19 protein-coding genes and 1 pseudogene are annotated in these 19,500 nt (G+C 63.7%); 11 read left to right on the forward strand and 9 right to left on the reverse strand.

What is annotated here, in order from left to right:
* Positions 1 to 597: a TetR/AcrR family transcriptional regulator gene (locus LV28_RS36210; RefSeq protein ID WP_023874314.1), complete on the reverse strand. Its 597-nt coding sequence runs from the start codon at positions 595 to 597 to the stop codon at positions 1 to 3.
* Positions 598 to 720: 123 nt separating this feature from the next.
* Positions 721 to 1,638 (reverse strand): LysR family transcriptional regulator, encoded by a 918-nt coding sequence (locus LV28_RS36215; protein WP_038617501.1) that lies wholly within the window; start codon positions 1,636 to 1,638, stop codon positions 721 to 723.
* A 91-nt stretch (positions 1,639 to 1,729) separates the two neighbouring features.
* Here LV28_RS36215 and LV28_RS36220 point away from each other — a divergent pair, with 91 nt between their 5' ends.
* The 10 genes from LV28_RS36220 (at position 1,730) to LV28_RS36265 (ending at position 12,902) form a co-directional block, all read left to right on the forward strand.
* Positions 1,730 to 3,115 (forward strand): carboxymuconolactone decarboxylase family protein, encoded by a 1,386-nt coding sequence (locus tag LV28_RS36220; protein WP_081326872.1) that lies wholly within the window; start codon positions 1,730 to 1,732, stop codon positions 3,113 to 3,115.
* Between the two features lie 332 nt (positions 3,116 to 3,447).
* Positions 3,448 to 3,957: a MaoC family dehydratase gene (locus LV28_RS36225; RefSeq protein ID WP_023596038.1), complete on the forward strand. Its 510-nt coding sequence runs from the start codon at positions 3,448 to 3,450 to the stop codon at positions 3,955 to 3,957.
* Positions 3,958 to 4,082: 125 nt separating this feature from the next.
* Complete coding sequence (locus LV28_RS36230; protein ID WP_023874311.1) at positions 4,083 to 4,412, forward strand: hypothetical protein; 330 nt, start codon at positions 4,083 to 4,085, stop codon at positions 4,410 to 4,412.
* Positions 4,387 to 5,898, forward strand: coding sequence for an amidase (locus LV28_RS36235; protein ID WP_048806342.1), 1,512 nt, complete (start codon positions 4,387 to 4,389; stop codon positions 5,896 to 5,898). Before LV28_RS36230 ends, LV28_RS36235 begins: the two co-directional genes overlap by 26 nt.
* A 105-nt stretch (positions 5,899 to 6,003) precedes the next feature.
* Entirely contained in the window at positions 6,004 to 7,401 is a 1,398-nt protein-coding gene (locus LV28_RS36240; RefSeq protein WP_038617498.1) for an MFS transporter, read from the forward strand.
* A gap of 36 nt (positions 7,402 to 7,437) precedes the next feature.
* Positions 7,438 to 8,871: an MmgE/PrpD family protein gene (locus tag LV28_RS36245; protein WP_038617495.1), complete on the forward strand. Its 1,434-nt coding sequence runs from the start codon at positions 7,438 to 7,440 to the stop codon at positions 8,869 to 8,871.
* Positions 8,872 to 8,900: 29 nt separating this feature from the next.
* Positions 8,901 to 10,073, forward strand: a complete 1,173-nt coding sequence (locus LV28_RS36250) for an acyl-CoA dehydrogenase family protein (RefSeq protein WP_038617492.1) — start codon at positions 8,901 to 8,903, stop codon at positions 10,071 to 10,073.
* Positions 10,070 to 11,260, forward strand: coding sequence for a CaiB/BaiF CoA transferase family protein (locus tag LV28_RS36255; RefSeq protein ID WP_025249185.1), 1,191 nt, complete (start codon positions 10,070 to 10,072; stop codon positions 11,258 to 11,260). Before LV28_RS36250 ends, LV28_RS36255 begins: the two co-directional genes overlap by 4 nt.
* A gap of 36 nt (positions 11,261 to 11,296) precedes the next feature.
* A complete protein-coding gene (locus tag LV28_RS36260; RefSeq protein ID WP_024788882.1) occupies positions 11,297 to 12,046 on the forward strand; it encodes a GntR family transcriptional regulator in 750 nt (249 codons plus the stop codon).
* A 46-nt stretch (positions 12,047 to 12,092) separates the two neighbouring features.
* A complete protein-coding gene (locus tag LV28_RS36265) occupies positions 12,093 to 12,902 on the forward strand; it encodes an HpcH/HpaI aldolase/citrate lyase family protein (RefSeq protein WP_038617489.1) in 810 nt (269 codons plus the stop codon).
* 95 nt (positions 12,903 to 12,997) lie between these two features.
* Here LV28_RS36265 and LV28_RS36270 read toward each other — a convergent pair whose 3' ends face one another.
* From LV28_RS36270 to LV28_RS36280, 3 genes are read right to left on the reverse strand one after another with little or no spacing between them, the layout of a single operon-like run.
* Complete coding sequence (locus LV28_RS36270; RefSeq protein ID WP_024788880.1) at positions 12,998 to 13,777, reverse strand: aldolase; 780 nt, start codon at positions 13,775 to 13,777, stop codon at positions 12,998 to 13,000.
* A gap of 56 nt (positions 13,778 to 13,833) precedes the next feature.
* The gene (locus LV28_RS36275) at positions 13,834 to 14,445 is read right to left on the reverse strand and encodes a glutathione S-transferase family protein (protein WP_029753995.1); all 612 of its coding nucleotides are present in this window, start codon (positions 14,443 to 14,445) and stop codon (positions 13,834 to 13,836) included.
* 53 nt (positions 14,446 to 14,498) lie between these two features.
* Complete coding sequence (locus tag LV28_RS36280; protein WP_255315160.1) at positions 14,499 to 15,824, reverse strand: MFS transporter; 1,326 nt, start codon at positions 15,822 to 15,824, stop codon at positions 14,499 to 14,501.
* A gap of 201 nt (positions 15,825 to 16,025) precedes the next feature.
* Here LV28_RS36280 and LV28_RS36285 point away from each other — a divergent pair, with 201 nt between their 5' ends.
* Positions 16,026 to 16,667, forward strand: coding sequence for a helix-turn-helix domain-containing protein (locus LV28_RS36285; RefSeq protein ID WP_048806341.1), 642 nt, complete (start codon positions 16,026 to 16,028; stop codon positions 16,665 to 16,667).
* Here the strand turns inward: LV28_RS36285 and LV28_RS48740 are convergent.
* The 4 genes and pseudogenes from LV28_RS48740 to LV28_RS49525 form a co-directional block, all read right to left on the reverse strand.
* Complete coding sequence (locus LV28_RS48740) at positions 16,658 to 17,446, reverse strand: hypothetical protein (protein ID WP_147291564.1); 789 nt, start codon at positions 17,444 to 17,446, stop codon at positions 16,658 to 16,660. The two genes, LV28_RS36285 and LV28_RS48740, sit on opposite strands and share 10 nt — an antisense overlap.
* A gap of 639 nt (positions 17,447 to 18,085) precedes the next feature.
* Positions 18,086 to 18,643, reverse strand: a pseudogene (locus LV28_RS36295) (IS3 family transposase); the annotation flags it as partial.
* 25 nt (positions 18,644 to 18,668) lie between these two features.
* On the reverse strand, positions 18,669 to 19,124 hold the full coding sequence (locus tag LV28_RS36300; protein ID WP_038617481.1) for a chromate resistance protein ChrB domain-containing protein: 456 nt from the start codon (positions 19,122 to 19,124) through the stop codon (positions 18,669 to 18,671).
* A gap of 51 nt (positions 19,125 to 19,175) precedes the next feature.
* On the reverse strand, positions 19,176 to 19,484 hold the full coding sequence (locus LV28_RS49525; RefSeq protein WP_371328127.1) for a hypothetical protein: 309 nt from the start codon (positions 19,482 to 19,484) through the stop codon (positions 19,176 to 19,178).
* Positions 19,485 to 19,500 lie beyond the last annotated feature (16 nt).

Genomic DNA, 19,500 nt, shown 5'->3' on the forward strand with positions numbered 1-19,500 from the left:
TCAAAGTTTGGGTTTGGGTTGGGGCACGGCAAGAAGCCGGCACGCTACGCGTGCGGCAGTGTCGGCGGCTTCAGTGCCGCCGAAAACGAGCGCAACCGAAATCGCGCCGTCAATCAGGACAAGCAACTCGTCCGCAAGCGAATCGGGCTCGGGCAAGCCGCTCGCGGCGGTAAGTTCGCGCAGGTAGTCGCGCAAACGCAGTTTGTGCCATTGCGACACCCGCCGGATGCTGTTGGCCGGGTCGCCGATCTCGCCGGCCGCGTTCAGGAACGCGCAGCCGTGGAAGCCCTCGGAGGCGAACCATGCGCGAAGCGCGTCGAAACACGACTGCAGGCGCTCGACGGGATCGTCTCTTGTCGATGTCGCCGCAATGAACCACTGCATCCAGCGCTCGTCACGCCGCAGGAGCGCAGCCTCAACCAATGCCTCCTTGTTCGGATAGTGCCGGTATAGCGTCTTGCGTACCACGCCCGACTCCTTGACGATGGCATCGACGCCCGTCGCGTGGATGCCGCCCGCATAGACCAGGCGCTCCGTCGTGTCGAGGAGCGCGAGTTGAGCGGGAGAGAGATCGGCGGCTTGGCTGGAGGAAGTCATCACGCAACAGGGAGAATGATCGTTCCCCAGAGTGTAGAACGATCATTCTCCCGAGTCAACGCGATTTTCACTGGGCGCTGTAGCAGCGCCGGAAGCGCCGCGGGACGAACAGCATGGCTGCGGCTATTCCATGTCCGGGGAGCGCTTAGTCGTTTGGCGCCGCACGATGCGCAACAATGCATCGAGGTCCGATGCGTGTTGGGCATTCCTGTAGGCGAGGCCAAATCCGATCCAGAATTCCTTTTCCTTGAGCGGCCTGAAAGTCGCCCCGGCGCGCCGCACTTTGGTCATCGATTTCGGGATGAAACCAATGCCCCGTCCGTTCGCCACCTCGGCCAGCAGCAAGTGATGATCCACGGGTTCCACGAGTCTGCGGCTCGGCGCATGCCCTAGCTTTGCAAAAACTTCCTCGTAATGATCGAAGAATCCGGGATTTGTCCGGCGCTGCGGCCAGAACAGTGTTTGGTCCTTCAACTGCGCGATCGACAGGACTTTGTGCCGCGCGAGCGGATGCCGTGCAGGGATGACCGCGACCAGCGGCTCTTTATGCAACTGTTCAACCACCAGTTCCCCTGTTGCGCTGGGCAGTCCGATCAAGGCCACGTCAAGCGCGCCGCGCTGCAGGCGCCGGATAAGTTCGACGGAAACGCCCGCAACGACAACCAGAGCCCCGTCAGGAACCGCCTTCTTGAAGGCGGGCTCGAGAGAAGGGAAGACCTCCGGATCAAACACCTTCGTGTAACCGATCTTGAGCTGCCGGGACGTGCTCGTGGAATACTGCCGTGCGGTTTCGACCGCCTCCGCGGCTTGACGCAACGTCTTCCTGGCTCCCTTCAGGAAGGCGCGGCCCGCCGGCGTAAGTTGCGCGCCCGCCGAGTCGCGATTGAGCAATGTCACTCCGAGTTCGCTCTCGAGCTGCTTCACCTGACGGCTTAGCGGCGGTTGCGACATGTGCAGTCGCTCAGCCGCGGCGCGGAACGTGCCTTCCTCGGCCACGGCAACGAAGCACTCCAACTGGCGCAGATCGATTCGTATCCTCATGCAGAAAAGGTATCACGAATTTGGTCTTAGCCAATGGCCCCTTGTGCCCATATGCTCGGGGCTACTGAATTCAACAAGGAGCTGATCAGACATGGAAACGCGCAATCGCAGAGATACTTTGCAGAGCACTCCCGCAGCCGGAAAGATGCTGGACGCCGAAGGCATGCCACGGATGAGCGAATCCGAGGCCCAGCCAGACTTGGCGACTCTCTTTAGTGCACGCGCTGGCGAAACCCGTGCAGAACGTTATTCCCGAGGTACCGAGGTACTCAAGCGGATCGGTGGCGCGGGCTACGATATCCCGATCCACCGTCTGGCGCAGGTCGCCCCGGATTTGGCACGATTCACGGTTGAATTTGCCTATGGAGACATCCTCTCGCGGCCGGGGCTGGATCTGGGCCTCCGCCAGGTCGCCACCGTTGCCGCATTGATGGCCAATGGCAGCGTGCAGCCGCAACTGAAATATCACATGACCGGCTTCCTCAATGTTGGCGGCGAGCCGGCGGAACTGGTCGAAATGCTTTTCCTGGCGATTGCAATCCTGGGGTTTCCGGTGGCGATCGATGCGGTGGGCATCGTTCGCGAGATTTTTCGAGAGCGCGGTCTTGTTTTCGATCCGCCGGACCCGGCGTCCGACGATGGCGCAGCACGATACCAGCGGGGCCTCGAGGTGCTCGACGAACTGATGGCCAATCCCGAGGCGTACATGGAAGCGCTGCAAGGCACTTCACCTGAGCTCGCCCGCTGGTCGGTCGAGTTTGCGTTCGGTGAGATATTCGGCCGCAAGGGACTCGATCCAAAGGCAAGACAGATCGCGATCGTCTCGATGCTCGGCGCCGCCGGCAATCGCGATGATCTGTTACGCCTTCATATCGAAGCCGGCGTCAAGGCGGGCCTGTCACCCACGGAAATCACCGAAGCGCTGATGCAACTGGCGATCTATGCCGGATTCCCCAGCGCGCTCAATGCCTTTGGCATTGCGAACGCCGTCTTCACGAAGACAGACCCACAAGAGCGGGAAGGGGCACGCGGCGGGGTAGGCGGGAATGCGATCGTCTCTGAAACTCGCGCGGCTCGCCGCGAACGTGGACTGGCGACACTCGCCAAGACTTCTGCCCAAGCGGGCGCGACCGTGGTCAACAGCTTCAACGACCTGGCTCCGGATATCGGCCGCGCGATCATCGAGCACTCCTACGGCGACATCTTCAGCCGTGCGGGGCTCAACGCGATAACGCGCGAACTCGCCGCATGCTCAGCGCTCGCCGCGGTGGGAAGCAAGGCGACGCAGACGCCGCTGCGGGTCCATGTGAATGCGGCCCTAACTGCGGGCGCGACGCCGGCGGAAATCGTCGAGACGCTGCTAAACGTCCTGCCTTACCGAGGATATCCTGCTGTCGAGGAAAGCATGCGTGTCGCCGGCGAGGAATTCAGAAAGCGCGGCGACAACGGCCAAAAGGCGGCGGCAGAGCGGCAATGAATCCCGGTTTTCCAAACGGAAACGCCGGCCGGTCCTAACCCCTTGCAGCCAAGTTGCCGGTTACCCTCCGTTTGCGCTGCGCACTTTCCTCACCCCGCACCCGCATCCGACACTGATCACGGCCGCGGCACTTGGCGGTGCCCGCCGCGCGACGGCGACGCACCGTTCGCCGACGCCAGGCCCACCCGGCCGGGTCGTCGAACCCTCCGCTAAGGGTTTCCCATCATCTTGACTTCCGATTTTCTTTCGCCAATACTTTGTCCGTACAAAGTAATAAACACCGAACAAAGTCGGTAGACCTGGCCAAGCATCGTATTCAGGAGGAGGGAGACATGGACGGACTACAACCCCAGACGGAGACCACCCGACGCATTCGCGCGAGCTACGGGCGCTATCTCGAGGACTTCGAGATTGGCGACATCTATGAGCATCGCCCCGGGCGCACCATCACGGAAGCCGACAATATCCACTTCTCGCTGCTGACGATGAATTTCCATCCGATGCATTGCGATGCCGCGCATGCAGCCAAGAGCGAATTCGGCCAATTGCTCGTCAACAGCGGCCTGACCGTCGCCATCGTGCTCGGCATGACCGTCAACGACGTGAGCGGAAAAGCCATTGCCAACCTGGGCTGGAAAGAGATCAAGCTCACCGCCCCGGTGTTCTGCAACGACACGCTCTACGCCGAATCGCAGGTGCTTGAAAAGCGCGAATCGCGCTCGCGTCCCACGCAGGGTATCGTCACCGTGCATACCCGCGCCTTCAACCAGCACGGCGTGCAGGTCATGGAGTTCGTGCGCAGCGCACTGATTCCGAAACGCGGCCACGGTGTCGGCGACTGAGCAGGGCAGTGCGGCTCACACGGTAGTTCCAATCGACATCACGCGGGGTGCCCTGAGACGCTTGGCACCCGCCGCTTCACACCCGCGTTACGGCTCGCCGTGATGGCGTGGCGATGGAGGTAAGGATGCAAGGCAATATCCCGCAAGGGGGTACAGCGCCGAAATCCGACTCGCTCGGGCAATCCCGAGACGCCGGTCGGACCGCGTACCGTTCCGCGCCCTCTGCCGAAGGATCCGGCGAACCCGACGCCACCAGCGCCGCGCGCTGGGTCGATCAGTTCGGCTCGGCGCCCCTGAGTCCGGTGCATGCGCTCGCACTCGTCAATGCCGCGCATGGCATTACCGACGCCGCGGCAGGGGCCGCGCGCGCGCTCGACTGGCTGACGCCCGATGCCTTCCATGCCACGCTGCGCCAGCAGGAGACAAACGATGCGAACGCTGCACGCCAAGGATAACGGCCCGGCGACGGACGCCGCGGTGGTGCGCGACTTGTCCGGCGCCGGTTGCGTCGAACGCACGACCGTCGCGCTCGATGAGGCGAGGGCGGCCGGCCTGGCGGGCGGCTTCGTGCGCCTGCGCAACGATTCCGCTCTCGATCAGGCACGAGCCGTCGACCATGCGATCCGCGACGAGGTCGCGCAGCCCAACCGCCGCTTGCTTGGGGCAATCCTCGCGCACAAGGACATGTTTTTCCGCGCCGGCGAACTGAGCGAATGCGGCAGTCGCATCCTCGCCGGGCATCGGCCGTCGCAGACGGCCACGGTGCTCTCGCGTCTCGATGCCGCGGGCGCCGTGGACCTCGGTGCCTTGCACATGGCGGAGTTTGCCATGAGCCCGACAGGCTTCAACGCGCATCTCGGGCACGGCCGCAACGCCTGGTCGCCGGATCACGTCAGTGGCGGGTCGTCCAGCGGCAGCGGCGTGGCCGTCGCGCGTGGCCTGGCGTTCGCCGCCCTCGGCTCCGATACCGGGGGCTCGGTTCGAATTCCCGCAGCAGTCAATGGCGTCACCGGCATCAAGCCGACCCAGCACGCGGTCTCCACGCACGGCGTGATGCCGCTGTCGCCGAGCCTCGATTGTGTTGGCGTGCTGGCACGTACCGCGGCAGACGCGGCGGCGGTGCTTGAAACCATCTGGGGGCCGGACGCCAACGATCCTCATTGCCTCGTCAGTCAGGCGCGCGACTTCACGCGCGCGTTGGCGCAACCCTTGAGCGATCGCGATGTCGTTGCAGTGCCCGAGTTCGACGCCTCGGCGCTGATCTCCGACGAAATTCGTGCGGCCGTTGCCGGGGTGAAGCAGGCGCTCGAAGCCTGTGGCGTGACGATTCGCCAAGTCCCGCTGCCCGATCTGCGCGAGGCCGGAGCGCTGGCCACGCTGATGCTCGGCGCCGAGGCCGCGTCGATCCACGGTCCGTGGCTGCGTGAGCGTCGAGACGCCTACGGCGAGCAGGTGTTGCGCCGGCTGGAGCGCGGCCTGCTGTATCCGGCCACCCGTTACGTCGACGCGCTGCGCCTGCGTGCCGGCTACTCGCAATCGTTCGTCGAACGCTATCTGGCAGGGGCACAAGCGTTGCTGCTGCCGACCTTGCCGTATGCGGTGCCGACGATTGCCGAGACGCTCGACGGCGACGCGGACGCGATTGAGCGACGCTTCGGCGACTTCTCGTACTGGACACGCGGCATCAACTACCTCGGTCTGCCAGCGGTTGCCTTGCCGGCGGGACGCACACAGAACGGATTGCCGACCGGAGTTCAGTTGATCGGTCGCGCATGGCGCGAAGCCGCGCTGCTGCGTCTCGCACACCAGTTGCAACAACACACCGGCTGGCATCTGCCGTCGGTGAACCGAGTTGGACCGCTCGACCGCGCAGCGATGCCGGCGGGTCTTGATACGGCGGGATCGCCAGTGTCGCAGTCATCGATGGAAAGGATGGAGTAACGCAAGCCGGGAACGAGGACGCCGTCGTTCGCCGCACGTCATTTTTTGCTCGCATTACGTTCGCTTCAGACGAACGGATGCCGCCAACGTTCAGGAGACAACCGTATGAACGCAACCTCCGTCAACGCAGGGGCCCGGCTCGACCGGCTTCCCCTGGCGAGGTTTCACTGGAAGATTCTCGGACTCATCAGTGGTGGCGCGCTACTCGACGCCTTCGATGTCTATCTCGCCGCCGGGGTACTCGCGGCGCTGGTCAAGAGCGGCTTCTCGACACTAGAGCTCAACGCGGCCTTCATCTCGGCCACGTTCTTCGGCATGCTGATCGGCTCGGCGCTGGCCGGTTACGTGGGTGACCGTTTCGGTCGACGCTATTCCTACCAAATCAATCTCGCCGTGTTCGGCATCGCCTCGCTGCTCGCGTGCTTCGCGCCGAACATGCCCACGCTGATCGTGCTGCGTTTCATCATGGGCCTGGGCCTTGGCGCGGAGCTTGTCGTGGCCGCCGGTACGCTCTGCGAATTCGTGCCGCCGGCCTATCGGGGGCGCTGGATTTCGTTGATGGGGCTCATCATCAATTCGGGCCTGCTGATCGCCACGAGTGTCGGGTACATCGTGATCCCGAACCTCGGCTGGCGCTGGATGTTCGCTATAGCAGGCGCGGGCGCGCTCGCCATCTGGATCATGCGCAAGCGCATGCCGGAATCGCCGCGTTGGCTCGAATCGGTGGGTCGCACCCAGGAAGCAGAAGCCACGCTCGCCGACATCGAGGGCCAGGTGAAGCGTCAGTTCGGCGCGCTCCCGCCGGTGCCGCCCGCACAGCCGGTGATGGCACGCAACGTGCCCCTGTCGGTGCTGTTCTCGAAGCCCGTGATCGGCCGAACGCTCACCGCCGCGCTCACCTGTGTCGCGATCAATGTGGCCGTGTATGGCTTCGTGGCCTGGCTGCCGACGTTCTTCGTCAAGCAAGGCTTGACGGTGGTGCAGTCGCTCGGATTCACGACGCTGATGGCCTTCGGTGCCCCGGGCGGTGCCTTGGTCGGCTATCTGCTCGGCGATCGCCTCGGGAGGCAGCGCGGCCTCGTGTTGTTCTCGGCGGCCACGATCGTGCTCGGCTTCCTGTACCCCCAGATGCGTGATGCGATGTCGATCTCGATCGTCGGCTTCTGCCTGGTGACGGCGATCTACACGATCGTCACGCTCGGTCTGTACGGGTATATCCCCGAGTTGTTCCCCACGGCGTTCCGTCTGCGCGGTACGGGCTTTGCCGGCGTATGCGGCCGTGCGGCATCGATGAGCACGCCGTATCTGGCAGTCGCCCTGTTCCAGCACTTCGGCATTTCCGGTGTGCTGGCGATGGTGAGCGGCGTGCTTGGCCTGTTGATCGTCGCGCTGCTGGTACTGCGCGTGGAAACCAATCAACAGTCGCTCGAAGATATCAGCGTGCCCAGCGACGCCAGTCTCGGTGGCACCGCCACAACCGCTGCCATGCATGCCGAGCACTAGCCCCAACACCTTACATCCGTTCAGGAGGGAGACAGCATGACTTCAGAAGTGAACCACACGCCCCAGGGGATCTCGGCAACGCTGGCCTCGTTCGCCTTGGGCCTGTCGCTGGACGCCGTGCCTGCGGTCGTGCGCGAGCGCGCCAAGCACCTGCTGCTCGACGCGATTGGCCTGGCCTACGCATCGCAGCCGGCCGACTTCACGCGGGTTACGCTCGACGGCCTCACCGCGCTGAGCGCCGGAGACCAGCCGGTCGCGACGGTGATCGGCCGTGGCCATCGCCTCAACACCCGCGACGCGATGGTGATGAATGGCGTGCTGGTGCATGGCCTCGACTTCGACGATACGCACTCGCGTGGCGTGATCCATGCCACCGCGAGCGTATTGCCGTGCGTGTTCGGCGTCTCGGAGGCGCGCGGCGCCGATGGTGCCCAGACACTGGCGGCTTACATCGCCGGCATGGAAGCGGCCACGCGCATCGGCTCGGTGGCGAAGGGCGGCTTCCACCAGGTCGGGTTCCATCCAACCGGCGTGGTGGGGATCTTCGGCTGCACGCTCGCCGCCTCGCGCCTGCTTGGCCTGAACGCGCACCAGACCGCCATGGCGCAGGGCATCGCGCTGTCGATGGCCAGCGGCAGCCTGGAATTCCTGCAGGACGGCGCCTGGACCAAGCGCATGCATCCGGGCTGGGCCGCACAGTCGGCGTTCACCGCCGCAACCCTGGCAGCGCATGGCTATATCGGCGCATCCGCACCTTATGAAGGGCGCTTCGGTCTGTTCTCGAGCTACCTCGGCGAGCAGCGCGGCAATGCCGATCTGTCGCTCGCTACCGAAGGCCTTGGCGAGCAGTGGCAGATCGAGGAAGTGGCGATCAAGCCCGTGCCGGCCTGTCATTTCACGCACGCCTTCGCCGATGCGGGCACTGAGTTGCACAAGCTATGGCAACAACGCGGCGCGAAGATAAGCGAACTGGCCGAGCGGATAGCCCGCATTCGCGTGAAGGTGCCCGAGGCAGTCGTCAAGACGGTATGCGAGCCGGTGGCGAACAAGCGCCGTCCGGCCAACAGCTACGATGCCCAGTTCAGCGTGCCTTATGTGGTGTCCAGCGCGCTGATCAAGGGCCGCTTCACGCTCGACGAGCTGGAGCCGGGGGCACTGCGCAACGACGCGGTGCTCGCGCTGGCCGCGAAGGTCGAGTACGAGATCGACCCGGCCAGCACCTTCCCGCGCCACTACACGGGGGAGGTCGTGCTGGAATTGCGTGATGGCACCACGCTCGCGCATCGCGAGGCCATTAATCGTGGCAGTGCGGATCGTCCGCTCAGCAACGAGGAAATCGTGGAGAAATACGTTGCCAACGCCGCGCGTGTGTTGCCGCAGGCGCGCGTCGACAAGGTGCGAGAGACCGTGCTCTCGCTCGACCGGTTGCCGGCCGGCGCCCTGCACGCCGTGCTCGGCGAGTCGGTCTGAGCCGCGCATGAATGTCTGGAGATAGTGTGATGACGCAAGTGGAAAACAACATCGCGGGGCAAGGCGAGGACGACACCCTGATCCTCGATATGCTCGAGCGATTCCTCAAGGTCGAGGTCAAGCCCTACGTGCATGCCCTGGAGAAGGCTGACGAGTATCCCTCCGAGATCGTCGAGCAGATGAAGGAGATGGGGCTGTTCGGCTGCCTGATCGCGCCTGAGTACGGCGGATTGGGGCTTTCGACGCGCACCTATGCGCGCATCATCGAGCGCATGTCGGCGGTGTGGATGTCGCTGAGCGGCATCGTCAACTCGCATCTGATCATGGCGATGACGGTGCAGCGCAACGGCACGCCGGACCAGAAGGCGGAATTCCTTCCGCGCTTCGCGACGGGCGAACTGCGTGGCGGCATTGGTCTGACCGAGCCGGATTGCGGCACGGACCTGCAGGCGATCCGCACGAGCGCCACGCGCGATGGCGATCACTATGTGGTCAACGGCGCGAAGACATGGATCACCAATAGCCTGTATGGCAACTGCCTGGTGCTGCTCGTCAAGACCGATCTCACGGCTCAGCCGCGCCATCGCGGCATGAGCTTGCTGATCGCGGAGAAGGGCCCGGGGTTCGAAGTTAGCCGCAAGCTGGAGAAGCTCGGATACAAGGGCATCGACACCTGCGAACTGAACTTCGACAACTACCGCGTGCCGGTCGACCGTCTGATCGGAGGCGAGGAGGGGCGTGGCCTGAAGCAGATTCTGAGCGGGCTCGAGCTGGGTCGCATCAACGTCGCGGCACGCGGCCTGGGCATCGCGGTGGCGGCACTTGACGCCTCGGTGGCCTACAGCCAGCAACGCAAGACCTTCGGCAAGCCGATTTGCGAGCACCAGGCCATCCAGCTCAAGCTCGGCGAGATGGCCACACGCGTGCATGCGTCGCGATTGCTCGTCGATGCGGCGGCGCAGGCGTACGATCGCGGCGAACGTTGCGACATGGAAGCCGGCATGGCGAAGTACTTCGCCACGGAGGCCGGCGTCGAGAACAGCGCGGAAGCGATGCGCATCCACGGCGCCTACGGCTATTCGAAGGAATTCGACATCGAGCGTCTGTATCGCGATGCGCCGTTGCTCGTGATAGGCGAGGGCACCAACGAACTGCAACGCATCATCATCGCGAAGCAACTGATCGAGAGGAATCCGGTATGAGCCTGCCACTTTCCGGACTGCGCGTGATCGCGGTCGAGCAATACGGTGCCGGCCCGTTCGCCACGCAGCACCTGGCCGATCTTGGCGCCGACATCATCAAGATCGAGAACGCGAAGGACGGCGGCGACGTTGGTCGCGCGGTCGGCCCCTACTTCTTCGGCGAGGGCGACAGCCACTTCTACGAGGCGTTCAACCGCAACAAGCGCAGCATTGCGCTCGATCTCAAGAGCGCGGAAGGCAAGGAGATCTTGCTCAAGCTGGTCGAGTCGGCGGACGCCGTGTTCGACAATTTGCGCGGCGATCTGCCGGTCAAGCTCGGGCTCGATTATGCGTCGCTGTCGCGCGCGAACCCTGCGCTGGTATGCGTTCACCTGTCGGCGTATGGCCGCACCGGTTCGCGCAAGGCGTGGCCGGGCTATGACTACCTGATGCAGGCCGAGGCCGGCTATCTGTCGCTGACGGGCGAGCCGGACGGTCCTCCGGCACGCTTCGGCCTGTCGATCATCGACCTGATGACCGGCACGACGGCGTCGATGGCATTGCTTGCCGGGGTGCTTGAAGCGCGCAAAACTGGCAAGGGGCGCGACCTCGATGTGAGCCTGTTCGACGTGGCGATGCACAACCTGGCCTATGTCGCCACCTGGTATCTGAACGGCGGGCACATGACGCGGCGCGAACCGCGTTCGAGCCACCCGTCGCTCACGCCCAGCGAGCTGTATCGCACGCGCGACGGTTGGATCTTCCTGATGTGCAACAAGGAGAAGTTCTGGGGGGTGCTGGCGCAGGAGATCGGCAAGCCGGAATGGATTACCGACCCTGAGCTATGCAACTATGCGGCGCGCCTGAAGCATCGCGACCGCGTGCGTCGCGAGCTCGACGAAGTGTTGATGACCGAGGACACGGCGACGTGGATGGAGCGCTTTGCGGGGAAGGTGCCGGCGGCACCGGTGCACGACGTCGCCCAGGCGCTCGACAACCCCTTCGTTGCCGAACAGGCGCGCGTGAGGGACTTCGAGCATCCGGAACATGGCCCGATCAAGGGCGTGGCGTCGCCGGTGAGAATCGACACGCCGCTGCCGGCACGTGCAGCGCCGCGCATGGGCGAGCATACCGACGAGGTGCTGCGTGAGGCCGGATTCGGTGACGACGCGATTGCTTGGCTGCGCGAGCAAGCTGTGGTGCAATGACATCATTACTCCTCACCGGCAATGCCGACCACGCGCATGACCCCATTGCTCAACCAGCAGCCACGCTATCTGCAACTGGCGCAGACACTGATCCAGGAGATCCGCGATGGCCGATACTCGGTCGGTGACTTCCTGCCGACCGAGTTTGATCTGTGCGAGCAGTTCGGCGCCAGCCGCTTCACGGTTCGCGAGGCGGTCAAGCGCCTGGTGCAGATGGGGCTGGTGGATCGTCAGCCCGGCGTCGGCACGCGCGTACTGGCGCGCGAGGCGGTCAGCGGCTACCAGCAGGTGATGCGGCAGTTAAGCGACTTGCAGCAATACACGGCCGACACCGAGCTGGAGATCCTCGCGCGCGATCTGGTCGAAGTGGACGAAACGCTGGCGCCGGTGCTACGTGCCGGCAATGGCGAGTCGTGGCTGCACATTTCGGCACTGCGGCGCAGTGGCGCCGAGCCGGAGCCGATTTGTGTCAGCGACATTTACATCCACCCGGCATTTCGTGCGCTGGAGGGGATCGAGGGCAGTTCGCATGTGCCGATTTACACGCTGATCGAAGAGCAGTTCGGCGAGCACATCGCGGCCGTGCAGCAGGAGATTCGGGCCACATTGATCACAGCGGCACAGGCACGCTGGCTCAACGTCAAGCCGAAGTCGGCGGCCTTGTGGATTTGCCGGCGGTATCTGAATCGCCGTGAGGAAATTGTCGAGGCGGCGATCAGCATTCATCCGGCCGACCGCTTCAGTTATTCGGAAACATTTCAACGCGACTGGCGCGCCACCTCCTGACAACCCGTCAATGCGTGGGGAAGGGCGCCCGCGCAAAGGGGCTCCCATGCAAGCAGCATCGACGTATCTTTTCGTTCCGGGTGATCGTCCGGATCGCTTCGACAAGGCGCTCGCCACCGACGCCGCCTTTGTGATCCTCGACCTCGAGGACGCGGTGTCTCCCGAGAACAAACCCACGGCGCGCGACGCCTTGTTCACATGGCTGGCGCAGCACGGAGAGGATCCGCGTGTGCTGGTGCGCATCAACGGCGTGCATACGCCCTGGCACACCGACGATATGCGCCTGGTCGAAATGCCGGGTGTCGCCGGAATCATGTTGCCAAAGACGGAGCGTGCCGACGAGATGCAGGCGTTGCGCGCCTGCTTGCGCGAGGCACAGACGTTATATGCGCTGATCGAGACGGTCGATGCGGTGGTGCGTCTGCGCGAGATCGCAGGCGCGCCGGGGGTGACGCGCCTGGCCTTCGGTACGGTCGACTTCTGTGCGGACGCGGGTATCGGCGACGACGGCGCCGCGCTCGATGCGATTCGCACGCAGTTCGTGATCGAGTCCCGCTACGCGCGGTTGCCCGCGCCCATCGACGGGGTCACCGTCGCGATCGGTGACGACGCGGTATTGCGGGCCGACGTGCGCCATTCGCGCAAGTTCGGATTCGGGGCAAAGCTTTGCATTCACCCGAAGCAGATCGCGATTGTACGCGATGGATATCTACCGACACCGCAGGAAACCGATTGGGCGATGCGGGTGCTGGATGCGGTTGCCACAGCGGGCGCAGGCGCGATCGCCGTAGACGGCAAGCTCGTCGACCGGCCTGTCGTGGAACGGGCCAGGGCGATCATGGGGCAGTTGAGCTAGCGGTTGGCACCAAATGCAATTCATTAACCAGAATGGCTTCCGCCGAAGAGACAGAGGCCCCGCGTGTCGGCGGGGGCCTCTTGGCTGGCGCTTCGTCACGCCTCATCCTTCAACGCCTGCGGTGCCTGACGCAGCACGCGGCGGGCGAACATCGCGAAGCTCGCCTTCACGATGCTCGGCTGCAACAGGAAGTCGTGTGACTCTTTCGCCAGCACGGGGTTGAGTTCCGTCACCGGCCCCATCGTTTGCGCCATGATCTGGTTGCGCGCCGCCCGCTCGATCAGCATCGACAGATACGCCGTCTCCTCCACCGACGACGTCGCGGCCAGGAACCCGTGGTGTGCCAGCAGGATCGATCGGCACTTGCCCAACGCTGAGGAAATGATCTCGCCCTCGTCATCCGCAATCGGCAACCCCGGCCACTCCTTCAGGAACGCACAGTCGTCGAAGAACGGCGTCGCATCCATATGCGCCACGCGCAACGGCTGCCCCGTCATCGACAACGTCGACACGTACGGCGGATGCGTATGCACAATGCTCTGCACATCCGGCCGGCGGCGGTACACCCACAGGTGAAAACGCACCGCCGGATTCGGCATGCCTACCCCCTCAAGCACCCGCAGCGAATCGTCCATGCGAATTACGTGGCGCGGCTCGACTTCGTCGAACGCCACCGCCAGCGGCGTCGTCAGGAACGTACCGTCGGCACACCGCACCGTGATCTGTCCCGCCAGCGTCTCCGAGTGATTCTCCATCGCAAGCATCCGGCACGTCAGCACGACCTTTTCCTTCTCGGTCCAGTCGCCCACGTCCAGACGCGACGCCATCTCCGTCACTGCACGATCGGTTACCGCCTGTTTGGCTTCATCCAGCATCCCATCTCTCCTTCGTCAGCAATTACTGCAAACTCTCGTCAGGCATTGCATGTCGCTCATGCCGCCTTCGCCGCCGGCAGCCCCGGCATCGACACGTAGCCCGGCAGCGCCGCAACCCGGTCGATCCACGCCATCACATGCGGAAACTCGTCCAGCGGCAACTTACCCTCGCGCGCCATCGCCACGTACGGCAGGCACGCCAGATCGGCAATCGTCGGGCGCGCCGCCGCCAGCCACGGCTGCTGTGCCAGCCTGGTATCGAGCACGCCCAACACACGCAGGCCTTTCGCCGTCACGGCCGCAATGTCGACCTTCTCGCCAAGCAGGTAATACAGTCGCGCCGGCTGCAGGCTGTTGCCAATCTCGTTCGCGGCAAACGACAGCCACTGCACCACGCGGCCGCGCTCCTCTGCCGAATCGCCCAGCCACGCCGGGTCGTGCTTCCACGCGAGATACGTCAGGATCGCCTGGCTGTCGCACGCGATATGGCCGTCGTCGTCGATCGCAGGAATCTCGCGCAGCGGATTGATCTCGCCGTACCACGGCGCGTGATGCGCCTCGTTCGGCACGTCGACAAACTCGCTCTGCCACGTCAGGTCAAGCATCGACATCAGCAGACGCACCTTGTGGCAATTGCCGGACAGCGGATGGTCGTAAAGGGTGATCATGAATAAGGTCCGATTGAAGGCGCGTCAACGCGCGCCAGGGAACATAAGCGCCATCACTTGCGCGGTGCGGGGTCCGACGGGGACGGTTTCATCTTCCACGCACTGAACGCGCCGATCAGCCCGAGCACGCTGAGATAGATGCCCACCGACCCGATGCCGTCCATGCGTGCCACCAGCGTGGCCGCAATCAGCGGGGCAAGGCCGCCACCGAGGGCTGCGGCCACCTGGATGCCGATCGAAATGCCCGAATACCGCAGCTCGGCCGGGAACTGCGCCGCATACAGGCTCGACTGCGGCCCGAAGATGATCGCGTAGTTCAATGCCAGCGTCAGCACGACAGCGAACGTGTACAGCGGCAGCGACCCGGTACCCATCGCGTGGAACAGCGGGATCGCCGTCACGGCCAGCAACAGCGTGCCGAAGATGTACAGCCGGCGTGCACCGATACGGTCGCCCAGCCAGCCGAACAGCGGAATCGTGAAGACCTGGCACAGCGAGCCGATCAGCACCGCGTTCAAGGCATCGCCGCGAGTAAAGCCGAGTCGTGCCGTGGCATACGAAATCGAGAAAACGATGATCGTGTACACCAGCGTGACTTCGGCCAGCTTGCCGCCGATGGCCTGCAACAGCGGACGCCAGTGCTTGATCAGTACTTCCTTCGCCGGCAACGTGGCGACCTTGCGCCGGGTCTTCACCGCGACGAACTCCGGCGACTCCTCGACTTTCATGCGAATGAACACGCCCACCACGATCAGCGCCGCGCTCGCGAGGAACGGCACGCGCCAGCCCCATGACAGGAACTGGTCGTTCGGCAGCAGGTTGACCAGCGCGAAAGCGCCCGTCGACAGCAGGATGCCGATCGGCGCCCCCGCCTGCGGCAAGCTGCCGTAGAACGACTTGGACCCCGCCGGCGCATGCTCGACGGCCATCAGCACCGCACCGCCCATCTCTCCGCCAAACGAGATGCCCTGGCCGATACGCAACGCCACCAGCAGCACCGCAGCCCAGATGCCGATGTCGGCATAGGTCGGCAGCAGGCCGATCAGCGTGGTGCACACACCCATCAGCACCAAACTCAGGATCAGGATCGACTTGCGCCCGATGCGGTCGCCGAAGTGACCGAACAGAATGCCGCCGACCGGGCGCGCGAACAGGCCCGAGGCAAACGCGCCGAACGCGGCCAGTGTGCCCGTCGACGGATCCAGGCTTGGGAAGAACAGCTTGTTGAATACCAACGCCGCGGCCGTGCCGTAGGCGAGGAAATCGAAGGCCTCGATCGCCGTGCCCGCCATCGACGCCGCCGCCACGCGGAACATGCGCCGATCGGATGGGGCACCGCTTTGCGTCATCGTCGACGCCTCGTGCTGGGTCGTGTCCATGTGAGTTTCGTCCTGTCGTACGCGTCGCCGCGCTGTATTGTTGTCCAGTTTCGTCCATAAGACAACTATGTTGTCCTATGGCGCCCAGTCTATTCGTTTAGAATGCGTTATGCCCCCTGTCAAAATAGGTGTTTACGAGTAATTACAAGCCGTTGCGGACGCTGCTGGGGCAGGGCGACGGCACCAAGCGAGAGACAACTTTTGTCCACAGAAAGACGACGCACGCCGGCGCGCAAGGGCGCTCGGGCGACGGCAGGAACGCAGGGCGGAACCACGGACGCTGCCGCGCAGCATCCGGGCGAACTGGTGCGGGCCATCCGTCAGCGACGCGGCCTCACGCTCGACGAGCTGGCCACGCTGGCCGGCATGAGCAAAGGCCATCTCTCACGCTTCGAGCGGGGCGAGAAGACGGTGTCGCTGGCAGGCTTGATGCGCGTGGCGCAGGCGCTCGACACGTCCGCCGCGTCGCTGCTTGGCGAGCAGGTCGACCGCAGCGTCCTGCACATGGTGCGCGCGGGGGATCGCCATTTCCGCAAGGACACGGGCGGCGAGTACGAGTACGCGCCGCTCAGCCGTGCCAACGGCGGCGACGGTCCGACCGCGATGCTGCTGCGCCTGTCGGCCGACGCGAACGTGAAGGAAGCCGCGTTCCACTCGGGAGATGAAGTGTTCTACGTGCTGTCAGGGGCGATCGAGATCGAGCTGGCGGATCAGTCGCTGATCCTGCGCGAAGGCGATTTCGCGCAGTTCCCCGGGCTGGTCAAGCACCGCATTCGCAGCGTGGGAAGCGACGCCGAATTGCTGATCGTGGTGACCGGAAAGGGGCGGGTCGATCACGAGTGAGAGTTGAGGGCGGCGCGTTCGCCGCTTGCGATTCGCCACGCAATGCCCGCGAGATCCGCGTGTTCAGCGTAGAACCACGACGCCCGCATGTCCCACCAGCACGATGATAGGAATACACCATCGAAGCCGGCTTTCGCGACAGCGATCATCTGATCGCGTTGAAGCCCCGGTGTCCAACCGAACCACTGAAGCACTGGGAAGTGGCGCCGCATATCGCGAAGCAGACGTTGCCATGCGCTGACCGGTCGCGTATCCAGATGGCGCAGGCAGAAACCATCGACGCCTTGCTCCGCCAGCGTGATGATGCGCGAGGCGAGCGCGTCTGCGGCGCCGGATTTCGACGCCACCTGGCCGAGAGTCCCGTGAGCCGAATCGGGCAAAGGTCCTGTCCGGCACACCGCCTTAGGCGAACCACGCCGTGGGTCGGGGGGGAGGTCGTCTTCTTCGGTGCCGGTGGGCAGGTCGGCCAAACCATGCCCCGGCTCGGCTTGCATTACGACATCGGTGGCGAGGCCGCCCAGGTGAGAGACGTTGAGATAATCCGGCAGCGCACTCGAACACGCCGATTCATCGATAAGGATTCGGGAAAATCCGAGCGATCCGACACGGTCTACCAGCGAGCGCCAATCCTCAGGGGAGGGGAGCGATCTTGCCATCAGCGCGTAGATGCGCGGCGGCACCATGCGCTTCCGGGAATCAGACGCCGCACCAGACGCCATGTCGGACGCCGCGTTTGAGACGGCTTCAGGAACAGTATTGTGCGACTGCAAGTTAGACATTGCGACGAGCTCCCTGCCCATAACGAGCACGCGATGCCATCGTCGACGCAACATCTATGCCACCGTCCGCACTCAGACGGCGTCGTGTACCCAGATCGGACTATCGGAGACTATTGGCATGCCTTTGTAGAAACTGCGGGGGAACCGCCGGGTCACGAATATGAGCCGGGGGGCCGAGCGCGGGTCGGGCGTCGCGGTCGATGCGCTACGGTTTCGGTAGAACGCTTCGTTCGAGATCAACCGCCATCGGTAGCTGTTGGAAGTGAGGCGCCGCGAACGGGGGCGCTGGCTTGACAAAATTCTGCAAACAGACGGAAGCCGACTCTCATGTCCGATTGTGCTCGCATATTCATCATTTAACATAATGTACATTATGCGAATCAGTGGTACCAATTCAAAGTGTTGCGTTAGCGTTGGTTTTTTCTAGAGAAACGAGCAACACTTCACGTATGATTCGGCACCATTTTGCAATTGGCTCCGATGCCGTATCAGTACCTATCCCATCCTTCGATTCCTCTCGCGCTAAGAGGTCCAACACTCGTCGACACTCGAGGAGTTCCACGCTACTGGGCTAGCGTATGGTCGACCATGTCACTGGAACATCTTGAACCGCACCGGGAATCGTGGAGGCTGGTTGGTTTAAGTTAATGCGGACACGTCAGCGGCATTTCTGAGTTGCCTGTAGTAGTTTGCCTCAGCTTCAGCAGGCGGGATATAGCTGAGCGGTTCCATCAGCCGATGATGGTTGTACCAGGCGACCCATTCCAGCGTTGCCAGTTCGACGGATTCCCTCGTTTTCCAAGGGGCGCGCCGATGAATCAGTTCCGTCTTGTACAGGCCGTTGATCGTCTCGGCCAGCGCATTGTCGTAGCTGTCGCCCCGGCTGCCGACCGACGGCTCGATGCCGGCCTCAGCCAGCCGTTCGCTGTAGCGGATGCTGACGTATTGAGACCCTCTGTCGGAATGATGAATCAAAGTCCCGTCCTCACCCGGTTGGCGGGCGTACAGCGCTTGTTCAAGTGCATCCAGAACGAAGTCCGTGGTCATCGACGAGCTGACGCGCCAGCCAACAATACGGCGGGCAAACACGTCGATCACGAATGCCACGTACAGCCAGCCTTGCCATGTCGAGACATACGTGAAATCCGACACCCAGAGCTGATTCGGTCGGTCAGCCTTGAACTGCCGGCTGGCCCTGTTTGCAGGGGGCAGGTCAGAAGGACTAAGGCATCTGCGGCGGCCACTGATGGGTCTCGGCCTGCCCCTCGCGACACCAGGCGAACAAGGCGTCGTACATCACCATCCCGTGCGCGAGCATTTCGTGATCGTTCGGAAACATAAGCGAGAGCCCCAGCGAGATGCTGTACAGGCCCGCAGATTGGGGCGTCAGGTCCAGACGGGATGTGTCCGCGCCTCGGACGATTGCCGCGAGTTGGAAAAGCCCCGGCGCCGCGAGTTCGTATTTCCGGATAAACGCGTCGAAGCTGCATAGCTCGCCGTCGTGAGTGAGCTCCACGCCCGGAATATCGTATGGAATGGCACCAGTCGATTCGGCCACCCGCAGCACTTCGCCTGCTGGCACATAGAGGAATTCGGGCGACGCGTCGATGAACCGGGCTACCAGCCACGGGCATGCGATGCGGTCGATCTTGGGGTGCTCTCGGGTGATCCATTTCATGATGTCCTCCCGTTTGAGGCGAGGTTAGCGACGTGACTGTGGCGGCCCGACTCAGGCCACCCAACCCAACAGGTAAATCGCAATGCCAGCCGCACAGCACACCCCAAGGGTCGTGATCATGCCGGCCTTCAACCGGAACAACATGAACGTCGCTACGGCGGCAAGCAGCAGCGACCACGGATCGAGACTCGACAGCACAGGCACTTGCAGCGTGAGGCCGTAGGCGTGCTTGATGTCGACCTTCGCAAATAAGGTATGCAGCGCGAACCAGATGGCGAGATTGAGGATGACGCCAACCACCGCGGCAGTGATCGTCGACAGCGTGGCGCTGAGGGCCTTGTTGTTGCGCAGCGCTTCCATGTAAGGCGCACCGACG

It is taken from the genome of Pandoraea pnomenusa (assembly GCF_000767615.3).
Taxonomy (GTDB): Bacteria; Pseudomonadota; Gammaproteobacteria; order Burkholderiales; family Burkholderiaceae; genus Pandoraea; species Pandoraea pnomenusa.

Excerpts from the sequence above, each read along its gene's own strand:
- LV28_RS36300 (WP_038617481.1), bottom strand. The coding sequence starts at position 19,124 with ATGAAATGGATCACCCGAGAGCACCCCAAGATCGACCGCATCGCATGC.
- LV28_RS36250 (WP_038617492.1), top strand. The coding sequence starts at position 8,901 with ATGACGCAAGTGGAAAACAACATCGCGGGGCAAGGCGAGGACGACACC.
- LV28_RS36265 (WP_038617489.1), top strand. The coding sequence starts at position 12,093 with ATGCAAGCAGCATCGACGTATCTTTTCGTTCCGGGTGATCGTCCGGAT.
- LV28_RS36230 (WP_023874311.1), top strand. The coding sequence starts at position 4,083 with ATGCAAGGCAATATCCCGCAAGGGGGTACAGCGCCGAAATCCGACTCG.
- LV28_RS49525 (WP_371328127.1), bottom strand. The coding sequence starts at position 19,484 with ATGGAAGCGCTGCGCAACAACAAGGCCCTCAGCGCCACGCTGTCGACG.
- LV28_RS36240 (WP_038617498.1), top strand. The coding sequence starts at position 6,004 with ATGAACGCAACCTCCGTCAACGCAGGGGCCCGGCTCGACCGGCTTCCC.
- LV28_RS36220 (WP_081326872.1), top strand. The coding sequence starts at position 1,730 with ATGGAAACGCGCAATCGCAGAGATACTTTGCAGAGCACTCCCGCAGCC.
- LV28_RS36210 (WP_023874314.1), bottom strand. The coding sequence starts at position 597 with ATGACTTCCTCCAGCCAAGCCGCCGATCTCTCTCCCGCTCAACTCGCG.
- LV28_RS36275 (WP_029753995.1), bottom strand. The coding sequence starts at position 14,445 with ATGATCACCCTTTACGACCATCCGCTGTCCGGCAATTGCCACAAGGTG.
- LV28_RS36270 (WP_024788880.1), bottom strand. The coding sequence starts at position 13,777 with ATGCTGGATGAAGCCAAACAGGCGGTAACCGATCGTGCAGTGACGGAG.
- LV28_RS48740 (WP_147291564.1), bottom strand. The coding sequence starts at position 17,446 with ATGTCTAACTTGCAGTCGCACAATACTGTTCCTGAAGCCGTCTCAAAC.
- LV28_RS36245 (WP_038617495.1), top strand. The coding sequence starts at position 7,438 with ATGACTTCAGAAGTGAACCACACGCCCCAGGGGATCTCGGCAACGCTG.
- LV28_RS36235 (WP_048806342.1), top strand. The coding sequence starts at position 4,387 with ATGCGAACGCTGCACGCCAAGGATAACGGCCCGGCGACGGACGCCGCG.
- LV28_RS36280 (WP_255315160.1), bottom strand. The coding sequence starts at position 15,824 with ATGGACACGACCCAGCACGAGGCGTCGACGATGACGCAAAGCGGTGCC.
- LV28_RS36255 (WP_025249185.1), top strand. The coding sequence starts at position 10,070 with ATGAGCCTGCCACTTTCCGGACTGCGCGTGATCGCGGTCGAGCAATAC.
- LV28_RS36215 (WP_038617501.1), bottom strand. The coding sequence starts at position 1,638 with ATGAGGATACGAATCGATCTGCGCCAGTTGGAGTGCTTCGTTGCCGTG.
- LV28_RS36225 (WP_023596038.1), top strand. The coding sequence starts at position 3,448 with ATGGACGGACTACAACCCCAGACGGAGACCACCCGACGCATTCGCGCG.
- LV28_RS36260 (WP_024788882.1), top strand. The coding sequence starts at position 11,297 with ATGACCCCATTGCTCAACCAGCAGCCACGCTATCTGCAACTGGCGCAG.